At 67.1% G+C, this 24277-nt stretch carries 18 protein-coding genes; 1 reads left to right on the top strand and 17 read right to left on the bottom strand.

All coding sequences use genetic code 11. The features are described from left to right. Positions 1–163 precede the first annotated feature (163 nt). Complete coding sequence (locus tag LK540_RS18580; RefSeq protein ID WP_229438798.1) at positions 164–457, top strand: hypothetical protein; 294 nt, start codon at positions 164–166, stop codon at positions 455–457. A gap of 87 nt (positions 458–544) precedes the next feature. Here LK540_RS18580 and LK540_RS18575 read toward each other — a convergent pair whose 3' ends face one another. The 17 genes from LK540_RS18575 to LK540_RS18495 form a co-directional block, all read right to left on the bottom strand. Beyond that, a complete protein-coding gene (locus LK540_RS18575; protein WP_229438797.1) occupies positions 545–1129 on the bottom strand; it encodes an NF038129 family PEP-CTERM protein in 585 nt (194 codons plus the stop codon). Positions 1130–1146: 17 nt separating this feature from the next. Then, positions 1147–4134 (bottom strand): ExeM/NucH family extracellular endonuclease, encoded by a 2988-nt coding sequence (locus tag LK540_RS18570; RefSeq protein ID WP_229438796.1) that lies wholly within the window; start codon positions 4132–4134, stop codon positions 1147–1149. A 199-nt stretch (positions 4135–4333) separates the two neighbouring features. Further along, positions 4334–5404 (bottom strand): TIGR03790 family protein, encoded by a 1071-nt coding sequence (locus tag LK540_RS18565; protein ID WP_229438795.1) that lies wholly within the window; start codon positions 5402–5404, stop codon positions 4334–4336. A gap of 10 nt (positions 5405–5414) precedes the next feature. Beyond that, positions 5415–6152 (bottom strand): PEP_CTERM-anchored TLD domain-containing protein, encoded by a 738-nt coding sequence (locus LK540_RS18560; RefSeq protein ID WP_229438794.1) that lies wholly within the window; start codon positions 6150–6152, stop codon positions 5415–5417. A gap of 145 nt (positions 6153–6297) precedes the next feature. Next, positions 6298–7716 (bottom strand): mannose-1-phosphate guanylyltransferase/mannose-6-phosphate isomerase, encoded by a 1419-nt coding sequence (locus tag LK540_RS18555; RefSeq protein WP_229438793.1) that lies wholly within the window; start codon positions 7714–7716, stop codon positions 6298–6300. Continuing rightward, the gene (locus tag LK540_RS18550; protein WP_229438792.1) at positions 7713–8882 is read right to left on the bottom strand and encodes a sugar phosphate nucleotidyltransferase; all 1170 of its coding nucleotides are present in this window, start codon (positions 8880–8882) and stop codon (positions 7713–7715) included. The genes LK540_RS18555 and LK540_RS18550 overlap by 4 nt, the downstream gene beginning before the upstream one ends. Positions 8883–9014: 132 nt before the next feature. Continuing rightward, entirely contained in the window at positions 9015–10019 is a 1005-nt protein-coding gene (gene galE, locus LK540_RS18545; protein ID WP_229438791.1) for a UDP-glucose 4-epimerase GalE, read from the bottom strand. Between the two features lie 176 nt (positions 10020–10195). Then, positions 10196–10939, bottom strand: coding sequence for a WecB/TagA/CpsF family glycosyltransferase (locus LK540_RS18540; RefSeq protein WP_229438790.1), 744 nt, complete (start codon positions 10937–10939; stop codon positions 10196–10198). Positions 10940–10946: 7 nt separating this feature from the next. After that, positions 10947–12053 (bottom strand): non-hydrolyzing UDP-N-acetylglucosamine 2-epimerase, encoded by a 1107-nt coding sequence (gene wecB, locus LK540_RS18535; protein WP_229438789.1) that lies wholly within the window; start codon positions 12051–12053, stop codon positions 10947–10949. An 85-nt stretch (positions 12054–12138) separates the two neighbouring features. Continuing rightward, positions 12139–14100, bottom strand: coding sequence for an alginate lyase family protein (locus LK540_RS18530; protein WP_229438788.1), 1962 nt, complete (start codon positions 14098–14100; stop codon positions 12139–12141). Next, on the bottom strand, positions 14097–15206 hold the full coding sequence (locus tag LK540_RS18525) for a glycosyltransferase family 4 protein (RefSeq protein WP_229438787.1): 1110 nt from the start codon (positions 15204–15206) through the stop codon (positions 14097–14099). Before LK540_RS18525 ends, LK540_RS18530 begins: the two co-directional genes overlap by 4 nt. Before the next feature lie 127 nt (positions 15207–15333). Further along, positions 15334–16617 (bottom strand): phenylacetate--CoA ligase family protein, encoded by a 1284-nt coding sequence (locus tag LK540_RS18520; protein ID WP_229438786.1) that lies wholly within the window; start codon positions 16615–16617, stop codon positions 15334–15336. Continuing rightward, positions 16599–17864 (bottom strand): glycosyltransferase, encoded by a 1266-nt coding sequence (locus LK540_RS18515; RefSeq protein ID WP_229438785.1) that lies wholly within the window; start codon positions 17862–17864, stop codon positions 16599–16601. Before LK540_RS18515 ends, LK540_RS18520 begins: the two co-directional genes overlap by 19 nt. 230 nt (positions 17865–18094) lie before the next feature. Beyond that, a complete protein-coding gene (locus LK540_RS18510; protein ID WP_229438784.1) occupies positions 18095–20332 on the bottom strand; it encodes a heparinase II/III family protein in 2238 nt (745 codons plus the stop codon). Positions 20333–20648: 316 nt separating this feature from the next. Continuing rightward, positions 20649–21419 (bottom strand): glycosyltransferase family 2 protein, encoded by a 771-nt coding sequence (locus LK540_RS18505; RefSeq protein WP_229438783.1) that lies wholly within the window; start codon positions 21417–21419, stop codon positions 20649–20651. Continuing rightward, the gene (locus LK540_RS18500; protein WP_229438782.1) at positions 21409–22743 is read right to left on the bottom strand and encodes a glycosyltransferase family 4 protein; all 1335 of its coding nucleotides are present in this window, start codon (positions 22741–22743) and stop codon (positions 21409–21411) included. Before LK540_RS18500 ends, LK540_RS18505 begins: the two co-directional genes overlap by 11 nt. A 1-nt stretch (position 22744) precedes the next feature. After that, positions 22745–24277, bottom strand: coding sequence for a lipopolysaccharide biosynthesis protein (locus tag LK540_RS18495; RefSeq protein ID WP_229438781.1), 1533 nt, complete (start codon positions 24275–24277; stop codon positions 22745–22747).

Genomic DNA, 24277 nt, shown 5'->3' with positions numbered 1-24277 from the left:
CTTATAGGATATTTCCCACAATCACCATTCATCTGCGCCTATCTTGATCTCTTTTCGCGTTCATTATCTTTTATCTTCGCTCATTTTTACGAAAATAAATTGATTCACGGAAAAATTAGCGGCTACAATCGTTTCATTCACTGACGAGCCTGCCTCTTCCACCATGACTACCCAACACATCCGCACCCTTTTCGCCGCTTCCCTGTTTGCCGTCTTCCTCAGCGCCTGCGGCGGCGCGGCGACCGACAACGCCGGCGCACCGATCCAGACCGCCGCTGTCACGGTATCCGCCAGCGCTGCCCCTGCCGCCGACCTTTCTGTCGATCCGGCCGCCGTCGGCCAGACCCCTGCCCCCGACTGCGCAGCCGACGGCTGCGCGGGCCTGCGCATCATCGACGGCAACGCCGAAGCCTTCCGCATCGACGCCATGCGCCGCGCGGCCCAGGACCAGGGCTAAGCGAGAGAGACAAGAAAAAGGCCCGCCCAGGCTGAGCCGGGCGGGCCTTTTTCATGCCGGCCCCATGCCGGCAGCGAGCATCAGGACTTAGCGCATGCGGCGCTGGCGCATCGTCCAGCCCAGCAGCATCAGGCCAGCCAGCAGCATGGCCATCGAGGCCGGCTCCGGCACTTCGGCCACGCGCGCCACGCCGTCCGCAGCCGTTACCGTCACGCCGCTGCCCGGCAGCAGGTCGAACTGCACCAGGTTGCCTTCCGCGCCCAGGTAGGTGTCGAAGAACTCGTCGTACAGCGCCACGCCCAGGGTCATGCCGTCGCCTTCGGCGGCGAAGTCGAACATCACGTTGAAGCGGAAGATGCCGCCCAGGGTCACGGTCTGCAGGTAGTCGTTGAAGAAGACCGAGTTACCGAGCAGGATGCCGGTCTCGCGGTCGCCGCTGGCGTCGCCTTCGAGCACGAAGTCGCCGTAGTTGCCGCTGAAGTTGCTCAGGTAGGCGGTCGCGGCCCCGGCGGTTTCCAGGCCGCCGAAGAAGAAGTCGAGCTGGCCGATGCCGCTCAGGCCTTCGGTGTCGATCGTGACCTGGTAGGTCGGGCCGGCCGAGGCGGCGCCGGCGCCGGTGACCAGCATCAGGGCCAGCATGGCGCGGGCGAACAGGTTTTTTAGGTTAAACATGGTTCAGTTCCTTAGTCTTAGAAAGAGCCCGAGAGCAGCTTGGCGTTGTAGCCGATGCCGGCTTTCGACGGATTGGTGAAGGTGGTAGTCACGGTGACCGAGGCGCCCGGCGCCAGCGTGGTGTTCGCCAGCGTCAGGTAAGGCGCGCCGTCGACCATGCCGCTCTTGTTGTCGAGCGTGACGCCGCTTGGCAAGCCCTGCAGTACCAGGTGCAGCGGGCCGGTGATCGCCGCGCCGGACGTGTTCTTGACCGTCACGGTGCCGCTGTACTTGCCCCCGACACGGCCCAGGGTGATGCCCGACTTGGTGATCGCCACCGCTGCCGTGACGTCGGCGTAGGTCGGCGCCAGGTTCAGGCTGACCACCACCGGGTCGTGGTCCGAGGCGCGGTAGGCGTTCTTCACGTACGGGTCCTCGGCGGTGTCGTTCAGGTTGTAGTCGATCGCTTCCGGCTCGTCGGCGTTGTTGTGCCATTCGGTCACGCCTGCCACTTGCCCCGAGAGACTCGCGCTGGCCAGCGCGTGGTCCAGGTAGCCGCTTTCGGCGCCGAACACGTACGAGTAAGGAATGCCGACCGGACGCACGAAGCGCTCGATCTCGTTGACGTAGCCGGCCGCGTTCAGCAGGCGGATCGGGTCTTCGTGGCCATAGGCGTTCATGTCGCCCACTACCAGGATGTCGGCGTCGTTGGCGGCGCCTGCCACCTGCGGCAGGAAGTAGTCGCGCAGGCGCGCGGCCTGTTCGACGCGGGTGGCGTTCCAGCAGCCCTGGCCGTCGCCGCTGTCGGTGTTGCCGGCGCCGCCGCCACAGCTGCCCTTCGACTTCAGGTGGTTCACGACCAGCGAGAACTTGCCGCCGTTCGTGGCCTTGAAGGTTTGCGCCATCGGCGGACGGTTGTTGACGGCGTCGCCATCCGACAGCGCATTGCCCACCAGGCTGACCGCGCCCGGCTTGTAGATCATGGCCACGCGGATCGCATCGGTGCCGGTCGTGGCCGGCTTCGGCACGACGGCGTAGGTGCCGGCGCCGAGTTTCGCATTCAGCTGCTCGACCAGGTAGGAGGCGGCGGTGTCGCCGTTGTTCTGGATTTCCATCAGGCCGACGACGTCGGCATTGATGGCGCCCAGCGATTCGACGATCTTGTCGCGCTGGCGCACGAATTCAGCCAGGTTGTCGGCGCCGCGGCAGTTCGAGGCGCGCGTGGTGCCGCCGACCGTGCAGCCCTGGCCGCTGCGGCCCCAGGCATCGCCGCCATTGGTAAAGGTAGTGAAGAAGTTCAGCACGTTGGCGCTGGCCACTTTCACGTTACCCGCGGCGACGACCGGCGCCGGGGTGCGCTCGTTGGTGCGCGAGAAGGTCGGGGCCACGGTCGGCTGCAGCTTGAAGGCCGCACCGCCGCCGCCCTGGGCGCCGAAGTCGATCACGCCCGTCAGGTCGGTGACGGTGTCGCCGCTGCGCACGGTACCGTCAGCGGCAAGATAAGGAATCGTGGCTGGCGTCGTGAAGATGTTGTCGTCGAGGACGATCACGTTTGCCGCGTTGTACTGGGCCAGCGCACGCGCTTCCGGCGAACCTGCCGGATAGCGGTTGGTCGGGATTTCGCGGCGGCCGTTCGACAGCACCAGTTCGCCACGGTCGCCCAGGTAGGCGTTGCCGTTCACCGTCAGCGCATTCGTGAAGCGCACCAGCATGCCCTCCACGCGTGCCAGGTCGGTCGGCAGTTCGATGTTGGTCGGGGCGATGCTGTAGCCGGCGCCCAGCCTGGTGGTGGCGGTCAGGTCTTTGAATTCGGTGTAGGAACGCGTTGCGCCGCTCGGCGTGTATTCGGTGACGGTGCCGGTGATGCGCACCAGGTCGCCGACGTTCACGCCGGTGTTGCTGCTGAAGACGAAGATGCCGTCCGAGGTGGCCGGGTCGCCGTCGCCGTTCTGGTCCTGGATGAAGTAGCCGCTGCCCACTTTATGGGTCACGACGCCTTGCGTGGTCTGGACGGTGTTGTTGTAGGCGCTCTTCGGGTTCGGCCCCTGGATTTGCGGGATGGTCAATTGGCCGGCCACGCTCACGGCCACGCTGCAGCTGGCATCCTGGCCATCGTTGTTGGCGAAGGTGATCGTCAGCGGGTAGTTGCCGGCGGCGAGGGATGGATCGATGCTGAGGGTGGCATTCGCCGTACCGCCGGCCGCGCCGGCCGGGGTGAAGCCGGTGATGCTGATGCCGGGCACGGCGCCCGAGGCGATGACGGCGCTGTTGACGATGCTGTCGCGGTCGCTGGCCGACAGCGCGGCGCTCGTGCCGCGGCCGAATTCGACCTGCACGCCGGCCGGGCAGCTCAGCACGATCGGGTAGGCCACCGGACCGCCGCCACCGGCGCAGGCATTGAGCGGCGAGCTGGTACGGCGCGGGCCCGTAACCGGCGCGGCGCTGAAGTCGCTGCCGTTGTCGTCGGTGTCGATGCAGCCGAGTTCGCCGCGCTGGATGGAATTCGCGGTCGACGGCGCCGGGGCCACGTTGCCCTCGAAGCGATTCGCGGTACCGAAGCCGACCAGGTCGATCACGGCTTCGCCTTCGGCGGTGGTCATGGCCTTGGCCACGCTGGCCAGCGCCACCTTGCCGGTGGTGGCCGACAGCGCCAGGCCGCTCGTGGCGTCGCCCTGGCCGACGTCGGTGCCGGTGCTGGCCGCTTGTGCCGTGACGAGGTAGTACTGGCCCGGCTGCAGGACGGTGTCGGTCAAGGCAATCGCCTGCCAGGTGCTGCCCGTCGCCGACTGGTATTGCACGCTCCAGCCTTTCAGGCTGACCGGGGCGCTGCTGCGGTTGAACAGTTCGACGAAGTCCTTGTTCCAGAGCGCGCCGTTGCTGCCGGCGCCGCCGTAGTACTGGCTGATGACCACATCGGCCGGAGCGGCCAGGGCCGGCGCCGACAGGCCGCTTAATAATCCGGCCAACGAGGCGGCCAGGACAGTCAAGCGGCCGGCTGGGTTATTCCTTGCAACGTGCATTTTCATGGGCATCCTGGGGTGTGGTGGAAAAGCAAAGTGTTCTTGTCTTTACTTCTAATCATTTTATTATCAGAAACGATAATAAAACCACAATTTGACAAGATAATGACAAGCAATCTCCACCCCGGTGCGCGGATGAGGTATCCCGACAACAGATGCACGGATTTTGCGCAGCCGCCGAGCCTGCGCGCGCAATGGCGGCGCATCAGCGCCGCCGGTAGGGCGCGGCCAGCGGCTCGCCGATGAACAGGCCCTGGGCCGGCCAGGCCACGCTTTTCCAGTAGGCCTCGATGACGCTGTCGCCGTGCAGGTAATGGCGCAGCAGCACGGCCGGGTTCGGGAACTTCTGCCAGTGGCTGCAGGGCTCGCTGACGGTGCCGTAGCTGGCGGTGGCGCCGGCCTCCAGCCAGCGCAGGCTGCTCATCTGCCTGTTTCCCAGCAAATCACCGCCGTAGGACGTCAGGTGGTCGGCCAGGGCGCCGGGCAGGAAATGCAGGGTATCGAGCTTGTCGACGCTGGCCTTGCCGAGCTGGTAGACCATCACGTCCTGCGCGTTTTCCAGCGCCTCGGCCTGGAGGCGCCGGATGTCGAGCTGTTTCGCGCCGATGCGGCCGGCCGGCGGGAAGAAGGCGGCGCGGCTGTTGCGCGCGGCCTCGCCCGTGGTGAGGTAATAGGCGCTCGCCGGCACCGGGCGAAAGCCGCTGGTCACGCCGCGGTCGATCAGCGCCCTGGCCGCCGTCACCGATTCCGTCGGAAGCAGCATGGACAGGCGCATGCCGTGGCCGGTGAATGGACGCTGCCCGCCGGGCGCATTGAACCAGGCGCTGGGCTGGCCGGCGGCGCAGGTGTCGCGACACAGGGCGGCGTCGAAGCCGAGGGTGTAGGCGCCGGTGATGCTGTTGCAGGCCACGGCATACGGCGCGGTCCAGACCATCAGCACGGCCTGGATGCCGGGGCCGAGCTGGCGGTCGATGTCCTCCTTCAGCAAGCGGAAGCGCGCCGGCTCCAGGCTGTGCGGCTTGCCTGGGATGTGGACGTGCACCACGTTCTCGGCCGGAATGCCGCGCCGCTCGCGGTAGTAGGCGGCCACGGCAATGCTGGCGGGGTCGGCATCATTCACCACGATGGCCAGCTGCGCCGGTCCGAGCGCACCGCTGTCCATCACAGAACCATGCGCAGATACCTGCGCAGGCGCCTGCGCAGGTATCTGCGCCAACGCGGCGCCATGCAGGGCCAGGAAAGGCAGGAGCCGCGCCGCGCGCAGGAGCCGGGCCATGGGCCGGCCGTCAGGCGGGGCGTATCGGGCAGCGCCGGCCCGCCGGCTGCCCTCGGCGCGCACCCAGCCCCAGGCCGAGCAGGCCCAAGCCTGCCGCCAGCATCGCCGCCTGCGCCGGTTCGGGGATCGGCGACACGGCGTAGATCTCGAGCGCGTCGATGCGCAGGAAGCGGCCGCCGACGCTGCCGTCGACAATGCTCTGCCCTTCCCCGTCCGGATCACCGTAGCTCAGGCGCCAGGAAAAGGCGGTGTCGAGCCGGTCGTTGACGAACAAATCGGCGCCGGCGCCGAAGGTCGGCCCCTGGTCGGGCGCATTGAAGGTCTGGAAGGAACCCTGGCTGGGCAGCTCGAAGCTCGTCGGCACCTGGCGGTAGACGGCCGGCTCGGTGAGGTTGAAGATGAAGGCGGTGCGCTGGAAGTCGCGCGGGGTGACGTTCCAGCCGCCGTCGAATTCCCAGCTCTGCGGGTTGTAGCCGCCGACCAGCCAGCTGTTGTTGGCAGGGTCGCTCACGCGCAGCAGCGTGAAGGTGTCGCCGCGGCCGTCGGCGGCGGCGTGGAAGTCGAGCGAATCGTCGCCCGGCTGGCGCGTGTAGAGGTTGGCAAAGACCTGGTCGCCGGCGCCGAGCCAGCGTTCGAGCTGGCCTTCGAGCAGGGGATCGAGCGGCGGCGCCCCGGTTTGCGCGGCTGCCTGCGGCGCTGCCGAGGACAAGGCCAGCGCGAGCGCGCCGGCGGCAAATAGCGTCTTCATGATCACTCCCGAGAGGATGCACTGACCGGGGCATTGTATGCCTGACCGTGGGAGGCTCTCACACTGTTGACTTAAGGATGTTGCGCTCTTCGCCAAAAATGAAAAACGGGCCTCGCGGCCCGTTTCTGCTCTACAAAAAACGCCCTTACGAACGCTGGTAGATATCCTCGAAGCGGACGATGTCGTCCTCGCCGAGATAACTGCCCGACTGCACCTCGATGATGTGCAGCGGCAGCTTGCCCGGGTTTTCCAGGCGGTGGTTCATGCCGATCGGGATATAGGTCGATTCGTTTTCCGACAGCAGGCTGACCTTGTCTCCGCAGGTGACGCGCGCGGTGCCCGACACGACCACCCAGTGCTCGGCGCGGTGGTGGTGCATCTGCAGCGACAGCTTCTCGCCCGGCTTGACGGTGATGCGCTTGACCTGGAAACGGTCGCCGGCATCGATGCCCTCGTAGTGGCCCCAAGGGCGGTACACGCGGGTGTGGTGCAGGTGCTCGGTGCGCTCTTTCGACTTCAGGTGGTCGACCACCTGCTTGACGCGCTGGACCTGGTCCTTGTGCGCGACCAGCACCGCGTCTTCGGTCTCGACGACCACGATGTCCTCGACGCCGACCACGGCCACGATGCGGCTTTCGGCGCGCACCAGGGAGTTCTTCACGCCGTCGAGGTAGACGTCGCCGCGCTGGGCGTTGCCGTTCTCGTCGTGCGGCTGCACTTCCCACAGGGCCGACCAGGAACCGACGTCGCTCCAGCCGATGTCGGCCGGCACCACGACGGCGTCATGGGTGTGTTCCATCACCGCGTAGTCGATCGAATCCGATGGGCAAGCCGTGAAGGCGGCGTCGTCGAGACGGCAGAAGTCGAGGTCGCGGTAACCGTTGTGCACCGCCTTGTCGGCGGCGTCGGCGATTTCCGGCGCGAACTTGGCCAGCTCGGACAGATAGCGCTCGGCGGCGAACATGAACATGCCGCTGTTCCAGTAGTAGCCGCCGTCGGCCAGGAAAGCCTGGGCCGTGGCCAGGTCCGGCTTCTCGACGAAGCGTTCGACCGCGTAGCAATCGGCGCAGTTGGCCAGCGCGGCGCCGCGGCGGATGTAGCCGTAGCCGGTTTCAGGCGACTTCGGCACGATGCCGAAGGTGGCCAGGCCGCCGCCCTGCACCATGCTGGCCGCGCGCAGCACGGCCTCCTTGAAGGCTTCGCGGTTCTCGATCACGTGGTCGGCCGGCAGCACCAGCATGACCGCTTCCGGATCGACCGATTTCAGGAAATGCGCCGCGGCGGCGACGGCCGGCGCGGTGTTGCGGCCGACCGGCTCGAGCAGGATCCCCAGCGGCTTGATGCCTGCCGCGCGCAGCTGTTCGGCCACCATGAAGCGGTGGTCGTTGCCACACACGACGAGCGGCGCCATCAGACCAGGCAAGCCGGAAACGCGCAACGCGGTTTCCTGCAGCATGGTCTTGTCCGCAACCAGCGGCAGCAGCTGCTTCGGCAGCACGGCGCGCGACAAGGGCCACAGACGGGTACCGGCGCCGCCGGAGAGGATCACTGGGTAAATCTTCATGCGTTCGCTTTCTCTAGATTATTACTTTTCTGACTTGCGATTTCCTTGCGGCTGCTGCGCCGGCGGTCACGCGCATTCAGCCATTCTTCGGAACCGTACTCCGACGCGTGCTTCATTTCTCCGGCGCGGTCGACACTATATTCCTTAAAGACTATCATTTCATGCAACGTTACATCATGCAACACGCGAGTATATTCAAATAATACACTTCGCACAATCTCCGCCCCTTCGCAGATGTGGCTGCCATGTCCGATCCAGGTCGGACCGACAATATGGGCGCCGGCTTCGATGCGCACACCCGAGCCGATGTACACCGGCCCTTCGATTTTCGTGCCGCCGCTCCAGTCGATGCTGGTGTTCAGGCCGGTCCAGATGCCCGGCTCGATCTGGATACCCGGCACGTCCATGTGGTTCACTTCGCCGGTCAGCACGGTCTGCAGCACTTCCCAGTAGTCGCTCATGGTGCCGATGTCGAGCCAGTTGAACGGGCGCGTCTGGGCATAGAACGGCAGGCCGCGTTCGGCCAGCAGCGGGAACAGCTCGGAGCCGATGTCGAACGGCACGCCGGCCGGGATCAGGTCGATCACTTCCGGCTCGAAGATGTAGATGCCGGTGCTGATGTAGTTCGACAACGCTTCTTCCTGGCTCGGCTTTTCCTGGAACTGCTTGATGCGCCCTTCTTCGTCGGTGACGACCACGCCGTACGACGAGACCTTGTCCCACGGGACTTCCTTGGTGATGACAGAGGCCATCGCGCCCTTGCGGCGGTGTTCCAGCAGGGCCGCCTTCAGGTCGAGGTCGATCAGGGCGTCGCCGCACAGCACGATGGTGGTGTCGTCGAAGAAGCCGCCGAATTCCTGGATCTTCTTCATGCCGCCGGCCGAGCCGATCGGCTCCGGCACGACCGTGCCGTCGTCGGTCATGTAGCCTTCGAAGGAATAGCCGATCTGCACGCCGAACTGCTCGCCTTCGCCGAAATACTCTTCGATCTTTTCGTGCAGCCAGCTGACGTTGACCATGATCTCGGTGATGCCGTGCTTCTTCAGGTGCTCGACCAGGTAAGCCATGACCGGCTTGCCGAGCAGCGGAATCATCGGTTTCGGAAGATCGTAGGTGAGCGGGCGTACGCGGGTGCCCTTGCCTGCCGCGAGAATCATTGCTTTCATTGAAGCTTCCTCATTGTATGGGGTGTTGAGCGGTCGGACTGTCAAACTTTGTCTGGATTCTTTTACCGTTTGTCGCCCGACCGCATGGGTTTTCCGTGGTTTGCAACGTGGTTGAAGACTATCTGGAAGGCGTCATGCCTTGCCGTTGACGGTCTGGTAGTGCCAGGTGTCGGCGCACATCTGGGCCACGTCGCGCGTGGCTTCCCAGCCAAGCTCGTCGCGTGCGCGCGCCGGGTCGGCATAGCACTTGGCGATGTCGCCCGGACGGCGGTCGACGATCTGGTAGGGAATCGGACGGCCGCAGGCTTTCTCGAACGCGGCCACCATTTCCAGCACACTGTTGCCGCGGCCGGTGCCGAGGTTATAGGTCAGCAGGCCCGGCGCCTTGGCCAGCTTTTCCAGGGTCTTCACGTGGCCGATCGACAAATCCACCACGTGGATGTAGTCGCGCATGCCGGTGCCGTCCGGGGTCGGGTAGTCGCCGCCGTAGACCGACAGCTTTTCGCGCTGGCCGGTCGCCACCTGGGCGATGTAGGGCACCAGGTTGTTCGGGATGCCGGAAGGCTCCTCGCCGATCAGGCCGCTTTCGTGGGCGCCGACCGGGTTGAAGTAGCGCAGCAGCGCGATATGCCAGTCCGGCTCGGCCTTGATCAGGTCGCGCAGGATGTCTTCGATCATCAGCTTGCTGCGGCCGTAGGGATTGGTGGCCGAGAGCGGGAAGTCTTCCAGGATCGGCACCGAGGCCGGGTCGCCGTAAACGGTCGCCGAGCTGGAAAACACCAGGGTCTTGACGCCGAACTTGGCCATGGTTTCGAACAGCACCACGCTGCCCGAGACGTTGTTGTCGTAGTAGCGCAGCGGCTGCGCCACCGATTCGCCGACGGCTTTCAGGCCGGCGAAGTGGACCACGGCGTCGACCTTGTGGGCGGCAAACACCGCTTCCATGGCCGCGCGGTCGCGGATGTCGGCTTCGACCAGATCGAAAGGCTTGCCGGTGATCTTTTGCACACGCTCTTGCACCGAGCGCTGGGCATTCGAGAGATTGTCGACCACGACCACGTCGTACCCGGCATGTTGCAACTCGACGACGGTGTGGGAACCGATGTAGCCCACGCCGCCCGTAACCAGAATCTTCATTGTCGTCACTCTCTGTGTGTACTTTGATGCACTATCAATACGCGCCTGTTTCGGCGCTCCAGGACGGCGCCATGCCGTCCCCCCTTGTTCTTTCGGCAGCGGCTTTCTGTGGCCGCCTTCCCCTATCGTTCACTTTCCCTTGCGCGCACTTACCACAGCTTGCGTCGCACCTTGCATCACATCTTGCGTCCGGCCGCTTCCTTGATGAACAGCCAGATGAACGCCATGTCGTCGATAAAGTAACGGCGGAACATGCGGCGCGGCTCCTGCAGGAAGCGGAAGAACCACTCCAGGCCGGCCCGCTGCATCCAGCGCGGCGCGCGCCTTACCCGTCCGATCGCCACGTCGAAGGTCCCGCCCACGCCCATGGCGAACGGAATCCGCATCTCGGCCTGCCAGCGGCCGAGAAATTGTTCTTTCTTGGGCGAGCTGATCGCCACGAACAGCAGGTCGGCGCCGCTGGCGCGCACCTGTTCGGCTACCTGGTCTTCCTCGTCGACGCGCCAGTAACCGTTGCGCCAGCCGGCGATCGCCAGGTCGGGATAACGGCGGCGGTAGGTATCGGCCACGGCCGACACCACTTCCTCGCGCGCACCGAGCAGGAATACGCGCCAGCCCTTTTCGCCGGCACGCCGCATCAGGGCCTCGAACAAATCGATGCCGGCCACCCGCTCCTTCAGCGGCTTACCCAGCAGGCGCGCCGCCCAGACCACCGGCATGCCGTCGGCATTCACCAGCGCGCAGTCGTTGACGATGCGGCGCAACCCGGGATCGCGGCTGGCCTTGACCAGCTTGTCGACATTCACCACCACGTGCTGATGGGGCTGGCCGGAGCGGATGAATTCCTCGATGCGCACGAGGGTTTCCTCCATCGACAAATTGTCGATCCTGCAGCCCATCATCGTGATGGAAGGTGTCATCCCAGCCTCATCCCAACTCTTTGGCGAGAATGGCGACGATGCGTTCGGCGGCCTTGCCGTCCCACAGTTGCGGGCGGCGGCCCTGCTTGCCTTCGCCGCGCAAGACCTTGCGCGCTTCCAGCAGGATCTTGTCCGGGTCGGTGCCGGCCAGCACATTCGAGCCTTCGTCCACCGTCACCGGGCGTTCCGTGTTTTCGCGGATGGTCACGCAGGGCACGCCCAGGGCCGTGGTTTCTTCCTGCAGGCCGCCGGAGTCGGTGAGCACCACGGCCGCGTCTTTCCAGAGGTTCAGGAAGGCCATGTAGGCTTGCGGGCCGGCCAGGGTGACGTTCGGGCCGAGGTCGATGCCGAACTTCTCGATGTTCGCGCGGGTGCGCGGGTGCACCGGGAAGATCAGCGGCAGTTCCTGCGCGATTTCCTTCAGGGCGCCGGCGATGCGGGCAAAGGTGTCCGGCTCGTCGACGTTGCTCGGGCGGTGCATGGTGACCACGCCGTAGCGGCCGCCATTTTCCTGGCTTGCTGCCTTGAAGGCGGCGGTCTCGAAGCCCGAGGTGTCGGCGCGGGTGAGCTTGTCGGCCTGGTACAGCACGTTGTCGACCATCACGTGGCCGACGTAGTGCACGGCAGAGTCGGGCTTGCCTTCGCGGCGCAGGTGCTCGACGGCGGCCGGCTCGGTGGCGAAGAACCAGTCCGAGATGCTGTCGGTGACGAGGCGGTTGATTTCTTCCGGCATCGACATGTCGCCGCTGCGCAGGCCGGCCTCGACGTGGGCCACCGGGATGTTCAGTTTCTTGGCGACGATCGAACAGGCCAGCGTGGAATTCACGTCGCCCACCACCAGCACGGCGGCCGGGCGCTCGGCCACGCAGAGTTCCTCGAAGCCGACCATGATTTTCGCCGTCTGCTGGGCATGGCTGCCGCCGCCGGCGGCCATGAACACGTCCGGCTGGGGAATGCCGAGTTCCTCGAAGAAGACGTCGTTCATCTCGCGGTCGTAGTGCTGGCCGGTGTGGATGATCTTGAACGTCAGCTTGTCCTGCGCCTGCAATGCGCGCACGATCGGCGCGATTTTCATGAAGTTCGGGCGTGCGCCCGCGACCAGGTAAATGAGCATGTTTGGACGATCCTGCACTGTAGTAATTATAGAAACGGTATTGATGAGAACTTAAACGTATAAAACTTAACAGGTTTGAAACTAATTAGAAAAACGTTATTGTAAACCTGCACTCGACAGGAACGGCGGACGATACGGTGCTGATGCGCAGCACGTCGCACGGCTCTTTCGATTCGTAGCAGCGCGAATACCAGCCCAGCGGCGGGTTTTCGGCGCCGCGCACCAGTTCCAGCTTCAAATCGGCGCCGCTGGCCTGCATCTGCAGGGCAAAGCGCTTGCCGCGCACGTGCAGGCCGGTGCTGGTCAGGCGTACGTTCAGTTCCGGTGCGAAGTGCCAGAACAGCTCCATTGGATGCGGCCGCTTGCCGGCCACTTCGTCGCGCACGGTGAGCGTGGAGCTGGCGGCATCGAAACGCACGCTGCGCACGTGGCGCACCGGGTCCGCCAGGCGCGCGTAACCGTCGTGCGAGCCGCGGAAATCGAATTCGTGGGGCGAGGTCGGCATGCGCTCGATGCTGGCGCGCGCTTTTCTCAGCCACAGGAAGCGCCCGCCCGAGACCGACTGATCGCGGCCGTCGATGCGCACCGTGTTGTGGGCCGAGGTCCCACGGAAGTAGTCGCGCCACTTCTGGTCTTGCCAGTAAGAATAGGTGCCGGGATCGACCAGCACCTCTTCCCCTGCCACCGACAGCGTCATCGACAGGGCGTCGGCGTGGCCGTGGGCGGCGATGCCGAGGTAGCCGAGCGGGCCGCAGTCGAGCATGCCCTTGATTTCGTCGGGCGCGCCGAAGTGCGAACCGAACAGGAAGTAGCCGCCGTCGGGGAAGGCCCAGCCGGTGTCCGGCTCGTGGGCGTCGGCGTCGGGACGGCGCCCGGGCAGCGCGTGCAGCAGCCAGCGCACGCCGGGGTGGTTGTCGGGGGCGGCGCCGAACACGGTATCGCCCAGCGCCAGCAGTTGCGCGGCGCGGTCGCTGCCGGCGGCGTCGAGGCGGAACACGATGCCGTCGTCGGCGTCGCCCACCATCGGCACGTGGCCGCCGACGTCGCGCACCGAGCGCAGGAAGCGCAGCGCGCGCTGCAGCACGCCCCAGTAGTTGCGCGAGAACGGCACGCCGGTTGCCTGCCCCACCAGGCCGGCCACGAACAGGAATTCGGCCGAGAACACGTGGTAGGCAAAGGCCTGTTCCTTGTTGACGCCGTCGAGCGAGTATTGCAGGCGCGATTGCTGCTCGAGCTCGCGCCGCGCCTGCTCCATCCAGGCGCCGGATTCCTTCCAGCAAGGCCAGACCGAGGCGCCGACGAACAGGCCGGTGAGTTCGCCGATCAGGTGGTTGTTGGCCGAGGAATGGCGCGACAAATTGCGCGCGATCGTGCGGCAGTGGGCGTGGATGCTGTCGAGCCAGTCGGCGCGCAGGCGTCCGCCGGATTCGCCGGCGAACAGGCTGCTGGACTCGCCGCCCACCAGTTGCCACAGCAAGGCCCAGTTGACCAGGCGGATGCCCATTTCGAGCGGGCTGGTCCAGTTGGGGCCGGTGAGCGGCGGGCACTGGTCGAGCCAGCTGCGCAGCTGCTGCTCGAGCGCGTGCAGCCAGCGCACCTCGCCCGACACGCTCCAGGCCTGGGCCAGGCGCACCAGGTGCAGGTGGCGGTTCAGTTCCCAGACGTGCTTGATGTCGCCGACCAGTTCCTGCTTGTCGATGGCGATGTCGCCCGAGAATACCGCAGGGCCGGTGATGCCGCTGTCGGGGTCGCGGTTCCAGACGGTGGGCACGCCGACGTCGAAGCTGCGGTCGGCAAACAGCACCACGTGGCCGGCGCAGACGCGGTCGGCTTCGGCCAGCAGGGCCTCGATCTGGACTGGATCGAGCGCCGGGGCGCCGTGGACGTCGAAGGTGCGGGCGCGCGGCATGGGCGCGGGCGCGGCCCGGTGGGCGGCGCCCCGGCTCATCCTTGTGCGCGCTGCCTGGCGCACCCGGTAGCCGATCTCGGCCACCGACATGCAGCGCAAACGGTTGACCAGCCAAACCATGCGTACTGTTGCGTTCATCGCGTCCCCGCCAAATCGTTGTAGATCGCGGCCAGGCGGCCGCAGACTGCCTGTGTCGAATACTGCGCTTCCACTGTCTTGCGTGCGCTGGCGCCGAGCCGGCTGCGCAGGCCCTCGTCCTCGAGCAGGCGCGCGAGGGCGCAAGCCAGGGCGGCGCCGTCGCGCGGCGGCACCAGCAGGCCATTCTCGCCGTCGCGCACCAGTTCCGGAATGCCGCCCACGCTGCTGGCCACCACCGCCTTGCCGGCCGCCATCGCTTCCAGCACCGCCATCGGCAAGCCCTCGGCATGCGAAGGCAGGCAGAACACGCTGGCGCGCGCCAGTTCGGCGTCGCGCGCGGCGGCGTCCAGCCAGCCGGGCAGGTCGATGCGCGCCGCGATACCGCGCCGTTCGGCGTCGCGCCGGAATCCTTCCAGGTCGCCGCTGCCGCCCATCACCAGGCGCAGCTGCGGAAAACGCGGCGCCAGTTGCGCAACGGCGTCCAGCAGCTCGGCCGTGCCCTTGGCGGCTTCGAGCCGGCCGAGGAACAGGATACGGCCGGGGACGGCGGCGTGCGAATCTGCCGGGTCTGCCAAGCTTGCCGGGGCGGTGGCGCTTGCCGGAGGCAGGGGCACCGCGTTCGGCACCACGGCCACGCGCGCCTTGGGCGCGAAGCCTTCGAGAAAGGCGGCCCAGCTGTCGGACAGGGCGATGACGAGCGAGCTGCGTTCGAGGGTATGGCGGATCCAGCGCCGCATCAGGGCGCCGGAGCGCTCCAGTGCGTATTCGCGGAAGGTGCCGCCATGCAGGTGGAAAATGGTCTTGCAGCCGCTGGCGCGCGCCAGCAGCAGCACCAGCGACTTACGCACGAAACTGGCTCCCGAGGAAGCATGGGCGTGGACGATGGCCGGACGCCGCAGCAGGCAGGCCGCCAGCGTGGCCCCGAGGCCGGCGCTGGCGTGGCACAGCTTGGCCAGGGTGCCGCCCTCGCGGTGGGTGCTGACGTAGCGCACCGCCTCGCGTTCGAACAGGCCGCCGGCACGCAGTACCGACAATACCGCTGCCACCCCACCCCGCCCGTCGAGGGCCGTGCCGACCATCAGGATGCGCGGCGCGCGCGCTTTCATGCGCAGGCTCCGGCAGGCGTTGGCAACAATCTGGTGCGAGGGAAGTGGTTCACGTTTCTTAATAAAGGTACAATATTTCGATCATACATCAAGAATTTCCCCTCCCGCGCACGGTTCGCCACAGAATTCACATTTCAAAAGCAATAAATTCGTACTTGCCGTTCGGCCCGCGCGGGATCGCCGCAACCCGCTCCACGCCTGCCTCCACGCCGGGTACACGCAGGAAGAATTTGTCCAGCAGGGCCGCTTCGTCGGCCGCGCCGAAGGCCTCGGTGGCGACCACGCGCAGCACGAAGCGGGCGTCGCCGCGATACAACACCTGGCCCTCAAGCAGGCCGCGTTCATGGCCCTGGAACACGCGGTCGAGGCGGGCAATGACCCGGCCGTCGGGCAGGGTCACGGTGCGTTCCTGGCGCCCGATGACGGCTTTCACGGTGGGAAAGACCCGGCCGCAGGCGCAGGGCCGGCCATTCCCGGGCACGACGCGGTCGCCGGTGCGGTAGCGCACCAGGGGCATGGCCGCATTGTTCAGCGTGGTGCCGATCAGTTCGCAGCTGCCGTCCTCGCCTTCCAGCAATTCGACGGCGCCGTAATCGGTCAGCACGTGGTAGTTGCCGCGCTCGCAGCTGCCGATCGCCGCCACCCGTTCGGCCTGGCCGTACCAGTCGTAGACCGGCACGCCGAAGGCGGTTTCGACGGACGCGCGCACTTCCGGCTCCAGGGTTTCCGACGACGTCAGCACGCCGCGCAGGGCCCGGCCCCGGTAGCGCTGCCCGGCCGCGTTCAGCCAGGCAGCGAGAGTGCCGACCGAGGACGGGTAGGCGTGGATGACCACCGGGTCGTGCCGCTCGAGCGCGCCGACATAGGCGCCGATGGTGGCGTTCGACAAATGGTAGGACGACATCATGAGTATCTTGCCGAAGCGGTCGTGGCACCAGTAGCGCCCGTCGGGCGGCTGCGGCGGGCAGACGATCTCGCCGCGGATCCAGGCGCGCCGCTGGCCGTGGCGCCAGCCGATCCAGGCCAGCTGGCGCTGGATGAAGCCTTCTTCGCGGATCACGGCGCCCAGGGTCTGCACCAGCGCCAGCGGGCTGCCCGAGGTGCCGCTGGTGCGGATCGTGTTGCGCAGCAGCGTACCCAGGCTGCGCGCACGCAGGAAGCGCTCCGGGTGGCGCCGCAGCTCGCTCTTGTCCAGCAGCGCCGCGCCGGGACCGAGGCGGCGCAGGCGGGTGCCGTCCGGCTCCACGGGCACGCCGATGCGGCGCGCGCGGCGCGCGATCGAGGCGTTCAGCAGCGCCGCCGAGCGCTCCACGGCGGCCAGGCGCGGGTACACGAGGTAGCGGCCCCAGAAACCGCGCAGCAGCTCGCGCACCAGCGAGCGCAGCGTGAATTTCAGCGAGTAGGTCCACATGGCGGGCAGATGGCGCTGTAGGCCTGCGCGACCTTGCGGCCGAGGATCGCGTAGCTGCGGTGCGCGTCTACCCAGGGCGGCCCGCGCGCAGCCAGCGCGGCCGCCAGCGCACGGTCGTCCAGCAGTCGCAGCGTGGCCTCGGCAAAGGCCCCGGCCTGCATCGGCACGCACAGCCCGGCCCCGCTTTCCTCCAGGACCAGGGCCTGGTCGGGAATGTCGTTGGCCACACTCGGGATGCCCAGCGCCAGGTACTCGACCAGCTTGGTGGGAGAAGACACGTCGAACAGCACCCCGCGCGGAATCGGCGACAGCCCGACCTCGGCGCGCACGGCATAGCCGAGTGCCTCGCGCTGGGGCAGCCAGCCGGTGAGCAGTACGTGTTCGCCGAGCTTCAGGCTGGCGATCTCGCGCCGCATCCAGGCCATTTCGTCGAGCGAGGGGGCGTCGCCGGCGATCACCAGCAAGACCTCGGGCAGGCGCGCGCGCAGCAGCAGCGCGACGTCGAGCAGGAAGCCGGACTGGCGCGATTGCGCCACGCTGCCGAGGTAGACGACCACGCGCCGCCCGTCCAGGCGCGGGTCGGTGCTGGGGACGATGGCGCTGCGCGCGAACACGGCGCTGTCCACGCCCATCGGCACCGCCGTCATGCGGCCAGGGGCAATGCCGCTCCCGGCCAGCCAGGCGCGCATCGCCTCGCTCTGTACGAACACGTGGTCGGCGCGCGGCAGCACCAGGCGGTACAGCAGCAGGCGCGAGGCCTGCGCCCGCAGCGCGTGCGCCAGCCACAGCGCTCCCCTGCCCCGCTTGCCGATGGCGTCGCGCCGCACCTCGAAGCCTTCGACGATCGGGAACGACATCCAGTAGACAAAAGGCACGCCCAGCAGGCGCGCGGCCAGCCAGGCCATGAAGGCGCTGGCGATCTTGTCGCGCACCTGGACGCAGCCCGGACGCACGCGGCGCCAGGCGCGCAGCAGGCCCAGCACGTCCCAGAACGGAGAGCATACGGCGGCGAAACGGCTGCCCAGGCGGCCGACCACCTGCATGCCGCCCCGGTCCGGCTGCCCCGTGCTGCCGGTGCCATCCGAGCCATCGGGGCCGTCGGCGGCATCGGGGCCGGCCTGCCCGACGAGTTCGGCATGCACGCCGTGGCGCGGCAATTCGTCGCCGAACAGGGTCAGCACGTCGGCCCGGCGCGGCGGCAAGGGGTCGCGGACGATGTAGGCAATCGATAGCGGACTGGAGCGCATGTCGGTGTCGGCTGGTGATGACCGATCGATACTAGCGCAGCGCGCTGCCCGAAACGCGGCCGCGGCAAGCGAGCGCACGGCGCCTTTGCGGCCGCTCAAGCGCGCGAACTATTCGGCGCTGGAAAGCCACGGGCTGTGGGGATAAAAAAAATCCCCACAGCATGCAGGCTGTGGGGATTTTGCTACCGATACAACCCGCTGCGGCAAGCACAGGGGCAGAACCGCTCGGCTTAGTTCAGCGTGACCGCCTGCCCCGCCACCGTGACCGTGCGTACCGAACCCGAGGCCGCCACCTGCACCGGCGGGCGCTTGCAGCCGACGTCGAGCAGCACCAGGAATTCGGCGGTCGACTTGCCGTCGTTCGGCAGGTAGAAGGCGCCGTGGTCCTCGGTGACGCCGGGTTTCGGCGCCGGGCCGGCCCATTTGGCGAAGCTGGCGTTGCCGTTCAGGCTGCGCACGCAGACCGACTGGCCGTTGGCGGCGATCTTCACCGCGCCCGTGTTTTCCACCGTCATCGCCACCGGGGCATGCAGGTTGAATTCATAGGTGTGCGGCACGCTCGCGGACAGGCGGTCGCGCACCAGGATCGCATTCCCGGCATTGCGCAGGTGCCAGACCTGGCGCTTGGCCATGGTCAACTGGCCGCCATAGGCCGCGGTGGCATCGCCTTCGGCATAGTCGTAGCCCGGCTGGGCCGAGAACGCCGTGATCTTGCCGTTGCGCTGCAGCTGCTCGCGGTAGCCGTTCACCAGTTGCCCCTTGCCGCCGTCGAAGGTGATGGCGTTCTGCGAGCGGCTCTGGTGGTACCAGTCGGTCCAGTAGGGCGAGCCGTACCAGTCGTACCAGCCGGCTTTCACCAGCAGCGGCTGGCCGGCCACCGACAGCAGGATGCCGTTCTGGTCGCCATGGCTATGGTTGAAGGAGCCATACGGGCTGGACTTGAAGTAGAGCGAACTGCGCGCGGTCGAGCCGATGTCGCTGTGCATCGAAACCCAGCCGATGCTCGGGTAATAGGCGCTGCTCGACGGCGGCGCCTGGGTTTTGGTGTCGGCCACCGGCATCGGATACGGCGCCTGCAGCAGCGACAGCGTGTCTTCGGTGCCGCCCAGCTTGTCCACGTACCAGGCCGCGCGCGGCGACACCATGCGCGAACCGAAGGCGTGGAACACGCGGGTGTCGGGCTTGGTCTCGGAGCCGTCGCCAAAGGCGTGGATCTTCGATCCCGGCGGCGTGAACTGAGTGGCGAAGTCCAGGAAACCCAGGGCCCAGGGTTTAGCATAGAAATTCACGCCGGTGGCCTGGGTCAGCGGGTCCCACAATTGCACCAGGTAGCCGGCCGCGTACTCAGCATAGGCGGTGCCGTTGGCGAAGCCGCCTTCCGGGCCGGCCCAGGGCGACGGCGCATTCGCATAGGCGCGGAACGAGAAGTCGAACCACTTCTGCGCTTCCGGGATGTCGCCCAGCGACAGCGAGGAAATCAGCACCAGGAACACCAGGCTGGTGTTGCCGTGCGAATCGAAGGGGTACTGGTCGAGACGGCCGTTGTCGCCCGCCAGGTTGCGGTAGATTTCCTCGGTGCGCACGCGCACGGTTTCCAGCCAGCGCGCCTTGCGCGGCGCGTCCAGGTCGCCGGCCAGGCTGTCGACGGCCTTGATCAGGGACACCGAGATCTGGCGCGTGGCCTGGTCCTGGTTGGCATAGCTGGTCGGGCCGGTCGGATTCAGGCTGGCCAGCTGGTCGCCCTTGCGCAGGGCTTCGTTCAGGAACATCGGATCGCGCTTCATGCGCCACATGATGGCGGCCGCTTCCAGCTGGCGGCTGGCTTCGTTGATGCGCTGGCGGATGTCGGTCTGCTGCGAGGCCATCGCAGCCGTCAGCGGCGTGGTAATGGCGATCGGCCAGCGCGCGTCGTTCAGCAGCGGCAACGCATTGATCTGGAGCTTGATCTCGTTGGTCATGCGGCTCACGTAAGGGTCGAGCTCGGCCTTCTTGGCAGCATTCCAGCTTGTATACAGGGTGAACGAGGGTGGCAGCGCGCGCGGGCGCGCCTTGGCGGCGATGCGGTTGCGCAGCGTGGCGTTGTCGGGCACTTCGAACACGGTGGATCGGCTGGTGAGCTGGAAGCTGCGCGGGCTGGACCAGTCGTTGCTGCCGTTCGGACGCACGCGCCAGCTGTAGCTGCCCAGCGGAAGCGCCTTGGCCGGCAGGTACCAGTTGCGTTCGACGATAGCCTTGACCGGCGCGCTGCCAACCGGGGTGATCTCGATTTCGTAGGCGGCCGGCCCCGTCGGGTGGCGCGCCCAGGTGAAGCCGGGCGGATTCTGGGCCTGCACGGCATTGTCGGTGGGACCGGGCTGGACGATCAGCGGGTCGGTCGACTGCGCCCAGTCGGCACGCGCGTTCAGCGACAGTGCGCACAGGGACGCCAGGGCGAGGGCCTGCAACAGGCCCTGTCGGTTGAATTTCATTGAATGATGCTCCGGACGATGGGATGACTTGTCGAGGGGACCAAACACGGTGGATGGCCCGATATTGCCGACGATCGAGACTTTTACTGAACAAATGTCGATCGCTACAAACTGATGTTACCGCAGTAAGAAATTGAACAGCGGCAACTTTTTTCCCGAAATCATCCTTTTTTTGTGTGCATCGCAGAAATCCAACGCCAGAATATTAAGCTTGTTTCAGCATCATTTTCACAGTGGTAATAGCTGTGTTGTGTTCGCAAAGACGCTCTGCCAACTTTCGTTTTTGTACGGGCAATTGATTGTTACGCCAGCATGTTCAGGCTGCGCAGGCGCGCAGGCGTTTCAGGTAGCGCAGGCAGTAAATGGCGAACGCGAGCGGCGCCTTGTGCAGGTAGCGGCGCCGCACCGCGAATTCTTCCTGGCGCGCACGCAGCTTGTTGGCGCTCGACACGCTGCCGGCATGCTCGCGGAACACCGTCAGCGGCTGGGCGAGCTGGACCGGCGCCGCATGCGCGGCCAGGCGCAGCCAGAGGTCAATGTCCATGGCATAGCGCAGGCCCTCGTCGAACAGGCCCACCTGCGCGAACAGGTCGCGCCGCACGAACACCGCCGGATGGGCGATCGCCGCGTGGCCGGAGGCATAGGCGCGGTAGCTGAAAGGCCGCATCGGGTAGGGTTCGGCCAGCCGGCCATTCTTCAGCACGCGCACCTGGCCCACCACCCAGGCCGCGCCAGTCTCGTCGATGCAGCGCGCCACCCTGTCCAGCACGTCGGAAGCGAAATAGTAATCGTCGGAATGCAGGTGGGCGATGTAGTCGCCGCGCGCGGCCAGGATGCCGGCATTCATGGCGCGGCTGATGCCGCCGTCCACGCCGTGCAGTATGCGCCTGGGGACCGGGTGGGCGTCGATCAGGCCGAGGGTGGCGTCGCTCGACCCGGCGTCGACGAAGATGTGCTCGAGGTCCTGGCAGGTTTGCGTGCGTACCGAGGCCAGGGTGTCGGCCAGGGTCGCACCGCTGTTCCAGGTGCAGGTGACGATCGAGAAGCGCGGTGGCTTGGGGAGTTCATTCAGCAATTCATTCGGCATACAGCTCCAGCAGGCGGGGAAGGATGTGGGCGGCGTCGGTGCCGAACGCGGCGGCACGGGCGCGCCGGGCCGGCGGCGTGGCCAGTTGGCGGCGCACACGCGCGACCAGGTCGGGCATGCTCCAGGCCAATTGCAACTGGCCTGGATACTGCTGGTAGGCGGCCAGTTCCGGCGTGCCGCCGCGCGCCAGCGCAATGCAGGGCCGGCCCAGGGCCAGCGCTTCCAGCACCGTGGTGCTGCAGGCTTCCTCGCATACCGAGGGCACCACGCACACATGGGCGCTGGCGGCCAGGGCCAGCGCGCCCGGATAATCTTGCCAGCCGAGAAAGCGCACGCCCGGCCCCGCATGGCGGCCTTCGAGCAGCGGGCGCTGCGGACCGTCGCCGGCCACCAGCACCTGCGCCAGCTCGGGCAGGCGCCCTGCAGCGGCGGCCAGGAATTCGCCGAAGCCCTTGCCGGCATCGACCCGGCCGACCAGCACCACGCGCCCGGCCACCGGCGCCAGCGCCCCATCGACGGTGGCGGCCAGGCGCGGATAATCGACGAAATTCGGAATCACGCGGCAGCGCGCCAGGTCGGCATGCGGCACGGCGCGCAGGAACTGGCGCTGCAGGAAGTGCGAGACGAACACGGTCTTGTGCATGGCAAAGGCACGCGCGGTCTGTTCGCGGTAGCGCCGCACCGCCACTGCCGTGACGCTCTTGCGCAGCGGACCGGCATGTGCGCAGATGCAGGCCGAGCAGTCGCGCGGCGCCAGCGTGGTGCAGGGTGTGTCGTCGCGAAAACGCAGGTGTGTCAGGCATTCGCTGCCCTGGTCGTGCCGGGTCTGCACGTAGTTCATGCCGGGCGCCACGTGCAGGCCGACCATCGGCAGATGGCCGTGGTAGTGCACGACGTCGGCATCGGCGGCGTGGCGATTGATGGCGGTGCCGATCTTGCGCGCAAAATAGGGGCGCTTCAGCGGATTGAAGACGCCGAGCTGGCTTTCCTTCCAGCCCGGATGGGCATAGTCGAAACCGGGCACGAAGGTGCCGTGGAAGCCGATCTGGCGGGCGGCGTCGTGCGCGGCGCGCGCGGCTTGCGCGGCGCCGGCGGAACCATGGCCGGCGCCGCCCGTGCTGCCGTCTCTGGTGCCGACGCCCCTGGTATTTCCACCGCTGTGATTGCCCTGGCGATTGTCATGTCGATTACCGCGGTCGTTGCGGCCGAGGATGCGCACCTCGTGCCCGCGCGCCAGCAAGGCATTACCGAGCGTGACCACGTGCTTGCCGAGGCCGCCGATCTGCTCGCCGGGCAAGTCTTCGGACACCAGCAGGATGCGCACCCTAGCCTCCCGCCCGCGCCCGCGCCCGCATACGCGCTCGCAGCCGGAGCCGCAGCTGCGCCCAGGCCCAGCGCCGGTCCTCGCGCTCGGCGACCAGCACGCCGGCCAGCGCCAGCAGCACCAGGGTCAGCGCCAGGACCAGCACGAAGTCGAGCGCGCCGCGGTGCAGCCAGGCTTCGGCCAGCGCCGCCGCCAGCGCCACGCCGGCGGCGCCCGCCATGCCGGGCAACAGGCCGTGCGCACACAGGCGGGCCAGCGGGGTCGGCACCGTGCGCCCGTGCACGAAGACCAGGAAGGCGCCCGTGAACAGCACGGAAGCAAACAAGTGGCCCCAGGCCGCTCCGGCGATGCCCCACCCGGCCACGCCCAGGTAGACGATGAGCAGCCCGGCCAGGGCGCGCGCCACCGCGAACAGGCCGGAGACGCGCGGGTGGCCCATGCCGTCGTTCACCAGCGACGGCAGGCTGGTAAGGGAATCGACGAATTGGGCCAGCGCCATCAGCGCCAGCACGGCGGCGCCATGCGCGGCGAAGTCCGGGTTCATCCAGTAGCGCAGCAGGGGTTCCGCAAACACCGCCAGCAGCACCAGCATGGCCGCGTTCAGATAGACCACGTAGCGGGTCGCCTTCAGGTAGGCGTGGTCCAGGCGCGCCAGCTCGCCGCCCGCGGCCAGCATGCTCGCCGCCGGGAAGAACACGCCGGACAGGCGGAAGCTCAAGCCCAGCACCCGGTTCGCCAGCGTGGCCGCAACCGTGAAATAGGCCAGCCCGGTGACCCCGACCAAGGCACCGATGATGAGCTTGTCGGCATGGGCATACGACAACGCGGCAAAGCGCGACAGGAAGGAGTAGGCGGAAAAGCCGAGGATGCCGCGCCGTAGCGCGCGCCCGGGCCAGCGCCAGTGCAGGCCCGGCAGCAGGCGTGCGATGCCGCGCCACAGCAGCAGGCAATGCATGGCGCTCGCCGCCACGCGCAGCGCGATGATCTCGAACAGGCCATATCCAAGCATCAGCACGCCGACCGTCAGCAGCGGCACCAGGGTGCCGAACACCATCTCCAGCCGTCCGGATACATCGAAGCGCATCAGCGCCTGCGGCACGCTGTGCAGGTAGCTTTGCAGTTGGCCCAGGAAAAAGCCGAGCGCGGCCAGCTGCAGGCTGGCGACGGCGTCCGCGGCCAGGTGCGGCGGAACCGCGAACACCTTGGCGACCAGGAAGCGGGCGCCGAACAACAGGCCGCAGCCGCCCAGCGCACCGATCAGCGCGTAGATGGCGGCGCCGAAGCTCAGCGTGCGGGCGATCTGCTCGTCCTCGGCACGCGCATGCTGGGCGGCGATGTATTTCACCGAGCCGGCGGTGACGTTGATGTCGAGGACGGCGAAATAGCCGACGATGGCCGTGACCAGCGCATACAGGCCGTAGTTGGCCTCGCCCAGGCCGGCCACGACCAGGGGCACGGTGGCCAGGGCCGCCAATGCCGGCACCGCCGCTCCGAGCAGGTTCGACCAGGCATTGCGGAACAGGCGCAGTTGCAT

The sequence above is a fragment of the Massilia sp. IC2-278 genome, assembly GCF_020708045.1.
Lineage (GTDB): Bacteria > Pseudomonadota > Gammaproteobacteria > Burkholderiales > Burkholderiaceae_D > Telluria.
This window is presented reverse-complemented; position numbering and strand designations above follow the sequence as displayed.